Source organism: Desulfomicrobium escambiense DSM 10707, from assembly GCF_000428825.1.
GTDB lineage: Bacteria > Desulfobacterota > Desulfovibrionia > Desulfovibrionales > Desulfomicrobiaceae > Desulfomicrobium > Desulfomicrobium escambiense.
On sequence record NZ_AUAR01000031.1, the window covers coordinates 1 to 15541 of the forward strand.

Annotated in this window: 14 protein-coding genes and 1 tRNA gene; all 15 read left to right on the top strand. The window is 59.4% G+C overall.

Going from position 1 to position 15541, the window contains the following annotated elements; all coding sequences use genetic code 11:
- Positions 1-94, top strand: a 94-nt coding sequence (locus G394_RS20935; RefSeq protein ID WP_483782840.1) for an EF-Tu C-terminal domain-related protein, incomplete at its 5' end; no start/stop codon positions are given.
- Between the two features lie 3 nt (positions 95-97).
- Positions 98-247: a 50S ribosomal protein L33 gene (gene rpmG, locus G394_RS0115775; protein WP_028578486.1), complete on the top strand. Its 150-nt coding sequence runs from the start codon at positions 98-100 to the stop codon at positions 245-247.
- Positions 248-299: 52 nt separating this feature from the next.
- Positions 300-375 (top strand) — tRNA-Trp (locus tag G394_RS0115780).
- Between the two features lie 24 nt (positions 376-399).
- The gene (secE, locus tag G394_RS0115785; protein ID WP_028578487.1) at positions 400-633 is read left to right on the top strand and encodes a preprotein translocase subunit SecE; all 234 of its coding nucleotides are present in this window, start codon (positions 400-402) and stop codon (positions 631-633) included.
- 11 nt (positions 634-644) lie between these two features.
- Positions 645-1187, top strand: a complete 543-nt coding sequence (gene nusG, locus G394_RS0115790) for a transcription termination/antitermination protein NusG (protein ID WP_028578488.1) — start codon at positions 645-647, stop codon at positions 1185-1187.
- Positions 1188-1212: 25 nt separating this feature from the next.
- Positions 1213-1635, top strand: a complete 423-nt coding sequence (rplK, locus tag G394_RS0115795; protein WP_028578489.1) for a 50S ribosomal protein L11 — start codon at positions 1213-1215, stop codon at positions 1633-1635.
- A 16-nt stretch (positions 1636-1651) separates the two neighbouring features.
- Complete coding sequence (gene rplA / locus G394_RS0115800) at positions 1652-2356, top strand: 50S ribosomal protein L1 (protein ID WP_028578490.1); 705 nt, start codon at positions 1652-1654, stop codon at positions 2354-2356.
- A gap of 102 nt (positions 2357-2458) precedes the next feature.
- Entirely contained in the window at positions 2459-2977 is a 519-nt protein-coding gene (gene rplJ, locus G394_RS0115805) for a 50S ribosomal protein L10 (protein ID WP_028578491.1), read from the top strand.
- Between the two features lie 29 nt (positions 2978-3006).
- On the top strand, positions 3007-3390 hold the full coding sequence (gene rplL / locus G394_RS0115810; protein WP_028578492.1) for a 50S ribosomal protein L7/L12: 384 nt from the start codon (positions 3007-3009) through the stop codon (positions 3388-3390).
- A gap of 192 nt (positions 3391-3582) precedes the next feature.
- The gene (gene rpoB / locus G394_RS0115815) at positions 3583-7674 is read left to right on the top strand and encodes a DNA-directed RNA polymerase subunit beta (RefSeq protein ID WP_028578493.1); all 4092 of its coding nucleotides are present in this window, start codon (positions 3583-3585) and stop codon (positions 7672-7674) included.
- 53 nt (positions 7675-7727) lie between these two features.
- Positions 7728-11930 carry a DNA-directed RNA polymerase subunit beta' gene (rpoC, locus tag G394_RS0115820; protein ID WP_028578494.1) on the top strand — a complete coding sequence of 1401 codons (4203 nt, stop codon included), beginning with the start codon at positions 7728-7730 and terminating at the stop codon, positions 11928-11930.
- Between the two features lie 89 nt (positions 11931-12019).
- Positions 12020-12391, top strand: coding sequence for a 30S ribosomal protein S12 (rpsL, locus tag G394_RS0115825; protein ID WP_028578495.1), 372 nt, complete (start codon positions 12020-12022; stop codon positions 12389-12391).
- An 18-nt stretch (positions 12392-12409) separates the two neighbouring features.
- The gene (rpsG, locus tag G394_RS0115830) at positions 12410-12880 is read left to right on the top strand and encodes a 30S ribosomal protein S7 (protein ID WP_028578496.1); all 471 of its coding nucleotides are present in this window, start codon (positions 12410-12412) and stop codon (positions 12878-12880) included.
- A 14-nt stretch (positions 12881-12894) separates the two neighbouring features.
- On the top strand, positions 12895-14964 hold the full coding sequence (gene fusA, locus G394_RS0115835) for an elongation factor G (protein ID WP_028578497.1): 2070 nt from the start codon (positions 12895-12897) through the stop codon (positions 14962-14964).
- A gap of 15 nt (positions 14965-14979) precedes the next feature.
- The coding region (locus G394_RS0115840; RefSeq protein ID WP_028577809.1) for a GTP-binding protein at positions 14980-15541 on the top strand (562 nt) is incomplete at its 3' end.

Below are 15541 nucleotides of genomic sequence, written 5' to 3' on the forward strand. Positions count from 1 at the left end.
CAACCCGATCGCCATGGAAAAGGGCCTGCGCTTCGCCATCCGTGAAGGCGGCCGTACCGTCGGTGCCGGCGTTGTTTCCGAAATTCAGGAGTAATCAATGCGCATCAATATCCTTCTTGCGTGTGGCGAGTGCAAGCGTAGAAACTACGCGAGCCAGAAGAACAAAAAGAACACGACTGCCAAGCTCGAGCTCAGCAAGTTCTGCCCTTTTTGCGGTAAGCACACCAAGCATCGCGAATCCAAATAGTCTCACGCGGGTGCCGCGAACGCGGCATCCGTAGTGAAAATTTCCGACACGCAGGCCAGTAGCTCTAACGGTAGAGCATCGGACTCCAAATCCGAGGGCTGGGGGTTCGAATCCCTCCTGGCCTGCCACTTTATCTCCTAGCGATGGATAAAATGAAAAAAAATGCCGAAACAGAAATGCCCAAGCAGGGAATGGCGCAGAAGTTCCATGAGCTTCGCGTGTTCTTTGACCAGGCAAAAATGGAACTGAAGAAGGTCGTCTGGCCTGACAAGCAGGAAACCATCAGTACCAGTTCGGCTGTTTTGTTGTTGGTCGTCGTCATGGCATTTTTTCTCGGCATCGTCGATTTGGTCCTGACCAAAATCATTGCTGCCATTCTGTCCTAGGTGGGGGCCTCATGAACGACGATCCAAAGGCTCGCTGGTATATCATTCACACGTATTCGGGATTCGAGCAGCGCGTTGAGCAGACGATCAAGGAGATGATCCGCACTGGACAGGCCAAGGGCCTGGTCGAGGATGTCATCGTTCCCACAGAGAAGGTTGTCGAACTGATCAAGGGACAGAAACGTACGTCCACGCGCAAGTTTTATCCCGGGTACGCGATGGTCAAGATGGTCTTCACGGACGATTCATGGCACATGATTCAGTCCATTCCCAAGGTCACGGGATTCATCGGCGGCAAGAGCCGCCCGGTGCCCCTGACCGACAAGGAAGCGCAGCGCATCCTGGCGACCATCGAGAGCAGGAAAGAACAGCCCAGGCCAAAATTTCATTTTGAACGTGGCGATGACGTGCGCGTGATCGATGGCCCGTTCGCAAACTTCAATGCCACGGTTGAAGATGTGAACTATGATAAAGGCAAATTGCGCGTCTCGGTTTCGATCTTCGGAAGACAAACGCCGGTTGAGCTGGACTTTGTCCAGGTGACGAAAGGCTGATAATTTTTAGAGATGAGGTAGTGTTATGGCCAAAAAAGTAACTGCAATAATCAAGCTGCAACTTCCCGCAGGAGCTGCGAATCCCTCTCCGCCGGTCGGTCCCGCCCTGGGTCAGCACGGTGTGAACATCATGGAGTTCTGCAAGGCGTACAACGCAAAGACCATGAACGACAAGGGGATGATCATTCCTGTCGAGATCACGGTCTTTCAGGACCGCTCCTTCACCTTCGTCACCAAGACTCCTCCGGCCGCCGTCCTTCTGGTCAAAGCCGCCAAGCTACAGAAGGGTTCCGGAGAGCCGAACAAGAAGAAGGTGGGCAAGGTGACCATGGCCCAGATCGAGGAAATCGCCAAAATCAAGATGCCTGATCTGTCTGCCTATGATCTGCCTGCTGCGTGCAAGACCATCATGGGTACCGCTCGCAGTATGGGAATTGAAGTGGAATAAGGGGAGAGAACTAGCCATGCCCAAGCACGGAAAGAAATTCACGAAAGCATGCGAGGCCATTGACAGCCTCAAGATGTACGATGTGGCTGAAGCTGTCGAGTTGGTTCTCAAGAGCTCTTTCGCCAAGTTTGACGAGACCGTCGATGTCGCGGTGAACCTGGGTGTCAACCCCAAGTACTCCGATCAGATGGTCCGCGGCGCCGTGTCCCTGCCTCACGGCCTGGGCAAGACGGTTCGCGTTGTCGCCTTCTGTAAGGGCGAGAACGAGGAGAAGGCCCGCAATGCCGGTGCCATCGATGCCGGCGGCGACGAACTGGTCGAAAAGATCAAGGGCGGCTGGCTCGATTTCGACAAGGCCGTTGCCACGCCCGACATGATGGGTCATGTCGGCAAGATCGGCAAGATCTTGGGCCCGCGCGGCCTGATGCCCAACGCCAAGACCGGCACCGTCACCCCTGACCTGGAGAAAGCCATCGGCGAACTCTTGGCAGGCAAGGTCGAGTTCCGCGTGGACAAGGCCGGCGTGATTCACGCCCCCATCGGCAAGGTCTCCTTTGGTTCCGAGAAGCTCCTCGGCAACCTGTGGACCGTGGTCGATGCGCTGATCAAGCTCAAACCCTCCACCGCCAAGGGTACCTATGTGAAGGCCGTCTCTCTGTCTTCCACCATGGGCCCTGGCGTCAAGGTCGACGCCGCTTCCCTGCGTAAAACGGGAGAATAAGTTTCATAACAAGTAGATGAGTCAGAGAATGCAGGTGGACATTCCTTAATATCCTGCACAGACGGCTTTGGCTCATTCTGCCTAGCTATAGAGAGGTACGTGGTGAATAGGGCAGAAAAAGCAAAAATCATCGATGGCCTGAAGGAGAAGGCTGACAAGGCGAGCATCGCCATTGTCACGGACTTCCATGGGCTCAAGGTGGCAGAGCTGACTCCCCTGCGTGCGAAACTGCACGAGGCGGGGTGCGACTATCAGGTCGTGAAGAACACTCTGGCACGCAAAGCCTTTGAGGAAGGACCGCATGTCGTACTCAACGACCACTTGAAGTACAACTGCGCCGTGGCTTTTGGCTATGACGACCCTGTCGTCGCTGCGAAGGTCCTGGTTGAGTTTGCAAAGAAGAATGACAAGTTTTCTGTGCGTTACGCAAGCTTGGAAGGCAAGTTCCTGGAAGAGGCGTCCATCAAGGCCCTTTCTGAGCTGCCGGGCCGCGAACAGTTGCTCGCAACTGTTCTGGGCACCATGAACGCCGTGCCGCAGAATTTCGTGTCTCTCTTTGCCAATGTGATTCGGGGGATGCTCAACGTGTTGAACGCCCTCAAAGACAAAAAAGAAGAATGAGCCAATTGCTACATATTTAGGAGGACAAAATGGCTGATATCACCAAAGAACAGGTTGTCGAATTCATCTCCAACATGACCGTGCTGGAGCTGGCTGGTTTCATCAAGGAACTGGAAGAGAAGTTCGGCGTTTCCGCTGCCGCCCCTGTCGCCGCTTTCGCCGCCGCTCCCGTGGCCGCCGCTGAAGCCGCCGAAGAGGAAAAGACCGAATTCGACGTCATCCTGAAGGAAGCCGGCGCCAACAAGATTGGCGTCATCAAGGTCGTCCGCGCTCTGACCAGCCTCGGGCTGAAGGAAGCCAAGGCCAAGGTCGACGAGACTCCTTCCGTGATCCTGGAAGCCGCCGCCAAGGACGCCGCCAACGACGCCAAAAAGCAGCTTGAAGAAGCCGGCGCAAAGGTTGAAATCAAGTAGTTTTTTGCTTCTTGCCTGACTTTCCGTAAAGAGTGTAAGGGGAGAAAACCTCTTACACTCTTTACGCCTTTTTATGTAATTCCATGCTTCACGGGCCGCGCCCGCGCCCGAACGAGGCTTTCATATATAGCAGCCTATCCTGGCTGAAACGCTTTGCCTGCCCAGCAACCTCCCATTTCCTGAGGGGAAACGATGAACAAACTGATCAAGAAATTCGGACGAATCAAAGATTCCATTGAGATCCCTCATCTTTTAAGCCTTCAGCTTGATTCCTACAACAAATTTCTCCAGACCGACGTTCCCCCCAGCATGCGCACGGACATCGGGCTCGAAGGCGTGTTTCGTTCTGTCTTTCCCATTCATGATTTCAACAAGACTGCCACTCTCGAATACGTCAGCTACGAAATCGGCAAGCCCAAGTATGACGTCGACGAGTGCATCGCCAAGGGCCTGACCTTTGAAGCTCCTCTGCGCATCAAGGTTCGCCTCGCCGTCTACGATGTGGACGAAGCGTCTGGCAGCCGCACCATCCATGACATCAAGGAACAGGACATATATTTCGGAACCATTCCCCTCATCACCCAGAAGGGAACGTTTCTGATCAACGGCACGGAACGGGTCATCGTCAACCAGCTGCAGCGTTCGCCCGGCATCATTTTCGAACATGACTCGGGCAAGACCCATTCCAGCCGCAAGATCCTCTACAGCTGTCGCATCATTCCCATGCGCGGTTCCTGGCTCGATTTCGATTTCGACCACAAGGACATCCTCTATGTCCGCATCGACCGTCGACGGAAGATGCCCGCCACGATCCTGCTCAAGGCCATGGGCATGACCAGTGAGGACATTCTGGCCTTCTACTACGACAAGGACACGTTCCGCCTCGATGGGACCAGGGTCCTGCGCAAGGTCGAGGAGTACAATTTCCGCAAGGAAGTTGCCCAGGCCGATATCGTCGCGCCCGATGGCACCGTCGTCGTGGCTGCCGGCAAGGCTATGACCAAGGCCATGTGGCGGCGCATGATCAAGGCCGGCGTCGAATACTACGAGGTCCGTCCTGAATCCCTGGAGACGGAATTCGCCGCCGTGGACATCGTGGACCCGCAGACCGGCGAGGTCGTGCTGCGGGCCGGAGACCCCCTGACCGCCTCGGCTGTCGAAAAATGCCAGGCTGCCGGGATAAACGAGCTGAACGGCATTTTTTCCTCCGGCGCCGAAGTGTCCTCGTGCATGCGCGACACCTTGGCCATGGACAAGTGCGAGGACATGGAAAGCGCCCAGATCGACATCTACAAGCGCCTGCGCCCCAGCTCCCCGCCGACCGCCGAGATTTCAGCCAGCTTTTTCGACAACCTGTTCCGCAACCCCGACTATTACGACCTTTCGCCGGTGGGGCGGTACAAGCTTAATTCCCGTCTTGGCCTGAACCTGCCCATCGACCACCGCACCCTGTCCAACGAGGACATTTTCCGGTCGGTCAAGAAGCTCGTTCAGCTCAAGGACTCCCACGGTCCGGCCGATGACATCGACCACCTCGGAAACCGTCGCGTCCGCCCGGTCGGCGAACTGGTCGAGAACCAGTACCGCATCGGTCTCGTTCGCATGGAGCGCGCCATCAAGGAGCGCATGAGCCTGCAGGAAGTCGCCACGCTCATGCCCCACGACCTGGTCAACCCCAAGCCGGTCACGGCCGTGCTCAAGGAGTTCTTCGGCACGTCGCAGCTGTCCCAGTTCATGGACCAGACCAACCCCCTGTCCGAGGTCACGCACAAGCGCCGCCTGTCCGCCCTCGGGCCCGGCGGTCTGACGCGTGAACGGGCCGGTTTCGAGGTCCGCGACGTTCACCTCAGCCATTACGGCCGCATCTGTCCCATCGAGACTCCCGAAGGTCCGAACATCGGTCTGATCGTGTCTCTGACCACTCATGGCCTGGTGAACGACTACGGCTTCATCGAAACCCCGTACCGCGTGGTCAAGGACGGGTACGTCACCGACGACGTCCAGTACATGGAGGCGTCCACGGAGTCCGGGCACATCATCGCCCAGGCCAACGCCATCTTCGGCGACGACAGGCGATTCGTGAACCCCCTTGTCGAGGCCCGCGTGGAAGGTGAATTCGCCATCGTGCCCCGCGAGGAAGTGACCCTTATGGACATTTCCCCGGGACAGATTGTGTCCATCTCCTCGGCGCTCATCCCGTTCCTGGAGCACGACGACGCCAACCGCGCCCTCATGGGATCGAACATGCAGCGTCAGTCCGTGCCGTTGCTCGTGACCGAGGAGCCGCTGGTCGGCACCGGCATCGAGGGCAAGGTGGCCCAGGATTCTGGCAGCTGCCTGATGTCTGAGGGCGACGGCGAGGTGATGTACGTCGATGCGGATCGCGTCATCGTGGCCTACTCGGGCGATCTGTACCCCGAGTCGGGCGGCGTGCGGTTCTACGATCTGCAGAAATATCACAAGTCCAACCAGAACAGCTGCTTCGGGCAGAAGCCCCGCGTTCAGATCGGCGATACGGTCCGCAAGGGCGTGGTCCTGGCCGACGGCCCCGCCATCAGCGACGGCGAGCTGGCCCTGGGCAAGAACCTGCTGGTGGCCTTCATGCCCTGGTGCGGCTACAACTACGAAGACTCCATCCTCATTTCCGAGCGCGTGGTGAAGGAGGACATCTACACCTCCATCCACATCGAGGAGTTTGACGTCTTCGCCCGCGACACCAAGCTCGGGCCCGAGGAAGTGACCCGCGACATCCCCAACGTCGGCGAGGAGATGCTCCGCAACCTTGACGAAAGCGGCATCATCCGTATCGGCGCCAAGGTCAAACCCGACGATATCCTCGTCGGCAAGATCACGCCCAAGGGCGAAACGCAGCTTACTCCCGAGGAACGACTGCTGCGGGCCATCTTCGGCGACAAGGCGCGCGACGTGAAGAACACCTCCCTCAAGGTCCCGCCGGGAATCGAGGGCACGGTCATCGACGTGAAGGTCTTCAACCGTCGTTCCGGCGACAAGGATGAGCGCACCCGCCAGATCGAGAACTATGAACTCGAAGGGATCGACGTCCGCGAACGTCAGCACGCCGCGGCCCTGACCGAGGCTACCCGTCGCAAGATCTGGGAAGCCTGCAAGGGCAAGAGCGTGGCCAAGACCATCATGGGCAAGCGCAAGGGCGAGGTGCTTCTCGAAGCCAACCAGCCCATCAGGGAAGACGTGTTTGCCGAGATCCCGTTGAAGAAGCTCGCCGGCGCTTTCGCTGCCAAGGAGGTCAACGAGGCGGTCAAGGCGCAGCTCGATTACTTCGACCTGCAGCTCAAATTCATCAAGGACGTCTACGAGAACAAGCGCGGCAAGGTCACCGAGGGCGACGATCTGCCCCCCGGCGTGATCAAGATGGCCAAGGTGTACGTGGCTGTGAAGCGTAAGCTCAACGTAGGTGACAAGATGGCCGGCCGTCACGGCAACAAGGGCGTCGTGTCCAACATCCTGCCGGAAGAGGACATGCCGTTCTTCGCCGACGGGACCCCCATGGACGTCGTGCTGAACCCTCTGGGCGTGCCTTCGCGCATGAACATCGGCCAGATCATGGAGACACACCTTGGTTGGGCCGCCAAGACCCTGGGTCAGCAGATCGCTGCCATGGTCGCCGAAGGCGCCGCCATGGTGCGCAGGGAAATCAAGGACATCTTCGATTCTCCCGAAACCTCGGCCCTGATCGACTCCATGAGTGACGACGAGGTCATCGAGTCGGCGCGGGCCCTGAACAAGGGCATCGTCATGAAGACCCCGGTCTTCGACGGCGCCGAGGAAAGCGAAATCTGGGGGCTGCTCAAGAGGGCCGGCCTGCCCGAGGACGGCAAGGCCCGTCTCTTCGACGGCCGTACCGGCGTCCCGTTCCACAACCGGGTCACCGTGGGCTACATGTACTACCTGAAGCTCCATCACCTGGTCGACGAGAAGATCCACGCCCGATCCACGGGTCCTTACTCCCTGGTTACGCAGCAGCCCCTGGGCGGTAAGGCCCAGTTCGGCGGACAGCGTCTGGGCGAAATGGAAGTCTGGGCTCTGGAAGCCTACGGCGCGGCCTATTTGCTGCAGGAATTCCTGACGGTGAAGTCCGACGACGTGAACGGGCGCGTGAAAATGTACGAAAAGATTGTGAAGGGATCCAATTTCCTCGAAAGCGGCATGCCCGAATCATTCAACGTCTTGGTCAAGGAAATGATGGCCCTGGGTCTGGAGGTCACCCTCGTCGAGGATGACCGCAAGCGTCCGCGCAAGAGGTAGACCCTGCCTGCGGCAACGGATTTTCACTTCGACCACAGAATGAGGAATATACGATGAGTCTTGATGATCTTTTTACACAACGGGGCAGTGCGACCAGCTCTTTCAACAGCCAGAACCTGAAGGCGATCGGCATTAGCGTCGCTTCTCCGGAAAAGATCCGCGAATGGTCCTTCGGCGAGGTCAAGAAGCCCGAAACGATCAACTACCGCACGTTCAAGCCGGAGCGGGACGGCCTGTTCTGCGCCAAGATATTCGGTCCCGTGAAGGACTATGAGTGCAACTGCGGCAAATACAAGCGAATGAAGCACCGCGGCATCGTCTGCGAAAAGTGCGGCGTCGAGGTCATTGCCTCCAAGGTCCGCCGCGAGCGCATGGGCCACATCGAGCTCGCCGCGCCCGTGGCGCACATCTGGTTCCTGAAGTCCCTGCCTTCCAAGATCGGCACCCTGCTGGATATGACCATGGCCGATCTGGAGAAGGTGCTGTACTTCGATTCCTACATCATCCTCGATCCGGGTGAGACGACCCTGCAGAAGAAGCAGGTCATCTCCGAGGAGCAGTACTTCCAGATCCTTGACCACTACAATGACAACGCCATCACCGTGGGCATGGGCGCCGAGTCCATCAAGATCCTGCTGCAGGAGATCGATCTGGCCAGCCTGCGCGTGGAACTGCGCGAGGAATCCCAGTCCACCCGGTCCCAGACCAAGAAGAAGAAGCTCGCCAAGCGGCTGAAGATTGTCGAGGCGTTCCTGGAGTCCGGCAACAAGCCCGAGTGGATGATCATGGACGTGATCCCGATCATCCCGCCCGAACTTCGCCCGCTGGTTCCCCTGGACGGCGGACGTTTCGCCACGTCTGACCTGAACGATCTGTACCGTCGCGTCATCAACCGCAACAATCGCCTGAAGCGCCTCCTCGAACTGGGCGCCCCGGACATCATCATCCGCAACGAAAAGCGCATGCTGCAGGAGTCCGTGGACGCGCTGTTTGACAACGGCCGCCGCGGCCGGGCCATCACCGGAACCAACGGCCGCCCCCTGAAGTCCCTGTCGGACATGATCAAGGGCAAGCAGGGCCGCTTCCGCCAGAACCTGCTGGGCAAGCGCGTCGACTACTCAGGCCGTTCCGTCATCGTGGTCGGCCCGTACCTCAAGCTGCACCAGTGCGGTCTGCCCAAGAAGATGGCCCTGGAGCTGTTCAAGCCGTTCATCTACTCCAAGCTCGAGGAACGCGGCTACGCCAGCACCATCAAGAGCGCCAAGAAGATGGTCGAGCGCGAGGAAGTGGCGGTCTGGGATATCCTCGAAGAGGTCGTGCGCGAGTACCCCATTCTGCTCAACCGCGCGCCCACTCTGCACCGTCTCGGCATCCAGGCCTTCGAGCCCATCCTGGTGGAAGGGAAGGCCATCCGCCTGCACCCGCTGGTCTGTACGGCCTTCAACGCCGACTTCGACGGTGACCAGATGGCCGTGCACGTGCCCCTGTCTGTCGAGGCGCAGATCGAGTGCCGCGTGCTCATGATGTCCACGAATAACATTCTGTCGCCGGCCAACGGCTCCCCGATCATCGTGCCGTCCCAGGACATCGTCCTGGGCCTGTACTTCCTGACCGTGGAGCGTCCCTTCGAGCGGGGCGAGGGCATGATCTTCGCCGACCCGGAGGAGGTCATCTGCGCCTATGACTCCGGTCACGTGGAGCTGCACGCCCGCGTCAAGGTCCGCATTGACGGCCAACTCGTCAACACCACGCCCGGCCGCATCATCATCCGCGAGATCGTGCCCGTCGAGGTGCCCTTCGACGTCTACAACCGCGAGATGAGCAAGAAGGTCATCGGCCGTCTGGTGGGCGAGGCCTACCGCCTGGCCGGCACCAAGGCCACGGTCATTCTCTGCGACAAGCTGAAGGACCTGGGCTTTGAATATTCGACCCAGGCCGGCATCACCGTCGGCGTAAAGGACCTGACCATCCCGCCTGCCAAGTCGGGCATTCTCGACCGTTCGCACACCGAAGTGGCCGACATCGAGCAGCAGTACCGCGAGGGCATCATCACCCGCACGGAAAAATACAACAAGGTGGTAGACGTCTGGACCAAGGCGACCAACGAAGTGGCCGACGCCATGATGCGCGAGCTGAAGTACGATACCGTTCCGAATCCGAACCAGGACGCGGCGGTCGAGCGGAAGCATGCGCTTCGCTGGCATGTGTCTTCGGCACCGGAGGAGCGCTGCAACAGCTTCAACTCGGTCTTCATGATGGCCAACTCCGGCGCACGAGGCAACCAGGACCAGATGCGCCAGCTGGCCGGCATGCGCGGCCTGATGGCCAAGCCTTCGGGCGAGATCATCGAGACGCCGATCACGTCGTCCTTCCGCGAAGGTCTGACCATTCTGCAGTACTTCACCTCCACGCACGGCGCACGCAAGGGTCTGGCCGACACGGCGCTCAAAACCGCCAACTCGGGTTACCTGACCCGTCGTCTGGTCGACGTCGTGCAGGATGTCATCGTCAGCGAGCATGACTGCAAGACCGTGGACGGCATCGAGCTGTCCCACGTGACCAAGAGCGGTGAGATCACCGTGCGCCTGAGCGAACGCGTGCTCGGCCGCGTAGCCATGTACGATGTCCTCGATCCCGATACGGGCGAGGTCTTCATCCCGGCCAACACCATCATCAACGAAGAGCTGGTGCAGGAGATCGAGCGTCGCGGCATCGCGACCATCACCATCCGCTCGGCCCTGACCTGCAAGGCCAAGCACGGCGTATGTGCGCTCTGTTACGGCCGCGACCTGGCCCGCGGGCACCTGGTCAACGTGGGTGAGGCCGTCGGCATCATCGCTGCACAATCCATTGGTGAGCCGGGCACCCAGCTGACCATGAGAACGTTCCACATCGGCGGCACGGCCTCCAAGGAGATCGAGCAGAGCCGATACGAGGCCATGAACAAGGGCCGCATTGTACTGTCCCGCGTGCGCACCGTCACCAACAACCGCGGCGAGCGCATGGTGCTGGGCAAGAGCGGTCAGCTGCGCATCGTGGACGACCAGGGGGTCGAGCGCGAGAAGTACGCGTTGCCTTCGGGCGCCAAGCTGTACTTCGAGAACGGGGCCGAGGTGAAGAAGGGCGAGCGCCTGGCCGAGTGGGACCCCTTCAACGAACCGTTCGTCACGGACGTCGAGGGTGTCGTCCACTTCACGGACATCATTGAAGGCCGCACGGTACAGGAGCGTATCGACGAGGCCACGGGCAAGTCGACGCTGACGGTCATCGAGTTCCGTTCGTCGAGCTTCCGCCCCGGCATCTCCATCTGCGACGAGAACGGCGTGTGCAAGACCAAGCCGGACACCGGGACCCAGGCATCCTACACCCTGCCCGTGGGCGCCATCGTCATGGTCAATGACGGCGACTCGGTCCAGCCCGGCGACATCATCGCCCGTAAGCCGCGCGAAACCATGAAGACCAAGGACATCGTCGGCGGTCTGCCGCGCGTCGCCGAGCTCTTCGAAGTCCGTAAGCCCAAGGATCAGGCCATCCTGTCCGAGATCGACGGCATCGTGAGTTTCGGTCCGGACTCCAAGGGCAAGCGCAAGCTCATCGTCGAGCCCGAAGTCGGCGAGGCGCGCGTGTACCTGATTCCCAAGGGCAAGCACATCAGTGTCGGCGAGGGCGACTTCGTCGAGAGCGGCGAACTGCTGACCGAAGGAACGCCGGACCTGCACGATCTGCTGAAGATCAAGGGCGAGAAGTATCTGGCCTTCTACTTGGTCGACGGCGTGCAGGACGTGTACCGGTTCCAGGGCGTTTACATCAACGACAAGCACATTGAGATCATTGTCCGCCAGATGCTCAAGAAGCTCTCTATTTTGGATCCCGGTGACACCGGTTTCCTCATGGGCGAGCAGGTGGACAAGATGCGGTTCACGGACACCAACGCCACGTGCATGGCCACGGGAATGCAGCCGGCGGTGGCCGAGCCTCTGGTTCTGGGCATCACCCAGGCGTCGCTGTCCACGGAATCCTTCATCTCCGCGGCGTCGTTCCAGGAGACGACCAAGGTCCTGACCGAGTCCGCCCTGATCGGCAAGAAGGATTACCTCTACGGCCTGAAGGAAAACGTCATCGTCGGCAGGCTGGTCAATGCCGGCACGGGCTTCAGGGCCTACATCGAAAATGACATCATTGTTCCGGACCAGCCGGAAAGTCCCGACAAGTTCCTGGAGGACCTGGAAAAAGATCCTTTTTTCATGGAACAGTAAGTTTGATCTGGCCAGAGTGTCGAGTTGACAAGGGGAGGGGAGTTCGATTATGAACCCCCTTCTCAAAAAGTTTATTCATGGAGTTTGAAATGCCCACTATCAATCAGTTGGTCCGCAAGGCGCGGGTCCTCCAGGTGAAAGGCACAAAAAGAGCCGCGCTGCAGGGATGCCCGCAGCGTCGGGGAGTTTGTGTGCGCGTGTATACCACGACGCCCAAGAAGCCGAACTCAGCTCTTCGTAAGGTCGCGAGAGTGCGACTGACCAACGGAATCGAAGTGACTTCGTACATCCCCGGCGAAGGGCACAACCTGCAGGAGCACTCCGTGGTCATGATCCTCGGCGGTCGTGTCAAGGATTTGCCCGGTGTCCGCTACAAGATTATCAGAGGTACGCTGGACGCGGCCGGTGTTCAGGATCGCCGGAAGAGCCGCTCCAAGTACGGAGCCAAACGTCCTAAATAGGTACAAGGAGATTGACGTATGCCTCGCAAGGGAGCCACGCCGAAGCGTGAAGTGCTGCCGGATCCGAAGTACGGAAGCCGGGTGGTCACAAAGTTTGTGAACCAGATGATGTATGACGGCAAGAAAAGCGTTGCCGAGAAGATATTCTATGATGCCATTGAAGAGCTGGGGAAGCGCACTGACAGCGAACCTCTGAAGGCCTTCGAGCAGGTTATCGAGAAGGTTAAGCCGCAGATGGAAGTCAAATCCCGTCGTGTCGGCGGCGCCACGTACCAGGTTCCCATGGAAGTTCGTCCGGCCCGCCAGGAAGCCCTGGCCATCCGCTGGCTGGTCAACTACTCCCGCACTCGCGGCGAAAAGGGCATGGTCCTGCGCCTGGCTGCTGAATTCCTTGACGCTTTCAACGATCGCGGTGGTGCCATCAAGAAGCGTGAGGACACCCACAGAATGGCCGAAGCCAACAAGGCTTTCGCGCATTACCGCTGGTAAAAGAGGTTCTTTTCGTGTCTAAACGAGTCCCAATAGAAAATCAGCGCAATATCGGTATCATGGCCCACATCGATGCGGGCAAGACCACGACTACCGAGCGTATCCTTTATTATACCGGTGTCTCCCACAAGCTTGGCGAGGTGCATGACGGTCAGGCGACCATGGACTGGATGGAGCAGGAGCAGGAGCGTGGCATCACGATCACTTCCGCTGCGACGACCTGTTTCTGGCGCGATTGCCGGGTCAACATCATCGATACTCCCGGCCACGTCGACTTCACCGTTGAAGTGGAGCGCTCGCTGCGCGTCCTCGACGGCGCCGTCGCCGTTTTCTGCGCCGTCGGCGGTGTCGAGCCCCAGTCCGAGACCGTGTGGCGCCAGGCGGACAGATATCGTGTCCCCCGCATCGCCTTTGTCAACAAGATGGACCGCTCGGGCGCTGATTTCTACCGAGTCGTCGACATGATCAAGGATCGTCTCAAGGCCAAGCCCGTGCCGCTGCACCTGCCGATCGGTTCCGAAGAGAACTTCCAGGGACAGATCGACCTCGTGCGCAAGGTGGCCCTTTTCTATGATGAGGCCTCCAAGGGCGAGTCCATCGACGTGCGCGACATCCCCGAAGACATGATCGACCTTGTCGACGAGTGGCGCATGAACCTCGTCGAGGCCATTGCCGAAGAGGACGAGAGCCTGCTCGAGAAATACCTCGGCGGCGAGGAACTTCAGCCGGAAGAAATCATGGCGGGCATTCGCGCCGCGACCATCGGCATGAAGATCTGTCCGGTCATCTGCGGATCCGCGTTCAAGAACAAGGGCGTCCAGGCTCTGCTCGACTGCGTTGTGGACTACCTGCCTTCACCGGTGGACATTCCGGCCATGACGGGCACTGATCCCGACACCGGAAACGAGATCGTCTGCGAATGCTCCGACGATCTGCCCCTGAGCGCGCTGGCCTTCAAGCTGATGGCCGATCCGTTCATCGGGCACCTGACCTTCCTGCGCATCTATTCCGGCGTGCTGGAAACCGGAGTCACTGTCCTGAACGCCGCTTCCGGCAAGAAGGAGCGCGTCGGCCGCCTGCTGAAGATGCACGCCAACAAGCGTGAAGACATCAAGGAAGCCCACGCCGGTGACATCGTCGCCGCCGTCGGCCTGAAGCAGACCGCCACGGGCGAGACCCTGTGCGACCTGAAGCGTCCGGTGCTCCTGGAGTCCATGGACTTCCCGGAACCGGTCATTGAAGTCGCCATCGAGCCCAAGACCAAGACCGACCGCGACGCTCTCGGTCAGGCCCTCGGCAAGCTGGTCAAGGAAGACCCGTCCTTCAGGGTCAAGACCAACGAGGAGACCGGGCAGACCCTGATCGCCGGCATGGGCGAGCTGCACCTCGAAATCATCGTTGACCGTCTGACCCGTGAGTTCAAGGTCGACGCCAATGTCGGTCAGCCCCAGGTCGCCTACCGTGAGACCATCTCCAAGCCCAGCGAGAAGGATCTCAAGTACGCCAAGCAGTCCGGCGGACGTGGCCAGTACGGCCACGTGGTCATCAAGGTCTACCCGCAGGAACCCGGCGCAGGTTATGAATTTGTGAACGGTATCGTTGGCGGTGTCATTCCCAAGGAATACATCCCCGCCATCGACAAGGGCATCAAGGACGCTCTGCTGAACGGCGTCATGGCCGGTTTCCCCATGGTCGACATCAAGGTCGAGCTGGTCCACGGCTCCTACCACGAAGTCGACTCTTCGGAGCAGGCGTTCTACATCGCCGGATCCATGGCCGTTAAGGAAGCCTGTCATAAGGCGGCCCCTGTTCTTCTGGAGCCCATCATGTTCGTCGAAGTGCTGACTCCCGACGATTACATGGGCGACGTCATGGGTGATCTGAACGGCCGTCGCGGCCGGATCGTGAGCCTCGAAATGCGGCACGGGATGCAGATCATCCGCGCAAACGTGCCGTTGAGCAGCATGTTCGGCTATGCGACGGATCTGCGTTCCAAGACCCAGGGGCGGGCGACGTACACCATGTTGTTCGACCACTATGACCGCGTGCCCGCGAGTCTTGCCGAAGAATTGACCAAGAAATGAGAATGGAGATGAATCATGGCCAAGCAGAAATTTGAAAGAAAGAAGCCGCACGTCAATATCGGTACCATTGGTCATATCGACCACGGCAAGACGACCCTGACCGCGGCGATCACCAAGATCGCGAGCCTCAAGGGCGGCGGTTCCTTCGTCGCCTTTGACGAGATCGACAAGGCTCCCGAAGAGAAGGAGCGCGGCATCACCATCGCCACCGCGCACGTCGAATACGAAACCGCCAAGCGTCACTACGCCCACGTGGATTGCCCCGGTCACGCCGACTACATCAAGAACATGATCACCGGCGCGGCCCAGATGGACGGCGCGATCATCGTTGTCGCGGCCACCGACGGCCCCATGCCTCAGACCCGTGAGCACATCCTGCTCGCCCGTCAGGTCGGCGTGCCCTACCTGGTCGTGTTCCTGAACAAGGTCGATCTGGTCGACGACGAGGAACTGATCGAGCTGGTCGAGATGGAAGTCCGCGAACTGCTGTCCAAGTACGAATTCCCGGGCGACGACGTTCCGGTCATCCGCGGCTCCGCCCTGAAGGCCCTGGAGAGCGACAGCGCCGACGCCGATG

Excerpts from the sequence above, each read along its gene's own strand:
- rpmG (WP_028578486.1), top strand. The coding sequence starts at position 98 with ATGCGCATCAATATCCTTCTTGCGTGTGGCGAGTGCAAGCGTAGAAAC.
- secE (WP_028578487.1), top strand. The coding sequence starts at position 400 with ATGAAAAAAAATGCCGAAACAGAAATGCCCAAGCAGGGAATGGCGCAG.
- nusG (WP_028578488.1), top strand. The coding sequence starts at position 645 with ATGAACGACGATCCAAAGGCTCGCTGGTATATCATTCACACGTATTCG.
- rplK (WP_028578489.1), top strand. The coding sequence starts at position 1,213 with ATGGCCAAAAAAGTAACTGCAATAATCAAGCTGCAACTTCCCGCAGGA.
- rplA (WP_028578490.1), top strand. The coding sequence starts at position 1,652 with ATGCCCAAGCACGGAAAGAAATTCACGAAAGCATGCGAGGCCATTGAC.
- rplL (WP_028578492.1), top strand. The coding sequence starts at position 3,007 with ATGGCTGATATCACCAAAGAACAGGTTGTCGAATTCATCTCCAACATG.
- rpoB (WP_028578493.1), top strand. The coding sequence starts at position 3,583 with ATGAACAAACTGATCAAGAAATTCGGACGAATCAAAGATTCCATTGAG.
- rpoC (WP_028578494.1), top strand. The coding sequence starts at position 7,728 with ATGAGTCTTGATGATCTTTTTACACAACGGGGCAGTGCGACCAGCTCT.
- rpsL (WP_028578495.1), top strand. The coding sequence starts at position 12,020 with ATGCCCACTATCAATCAGTTGGTCCGCAAGGCGCGGGTCCTCCAGGTG.
- rpsG (WP_028578496.1), top strand. The coding sequence starts at position 12,410 with ATGCCTCGCAAGGGAGCCACGCCGAAGCGTGAAGTGCTGCCGGATCCG.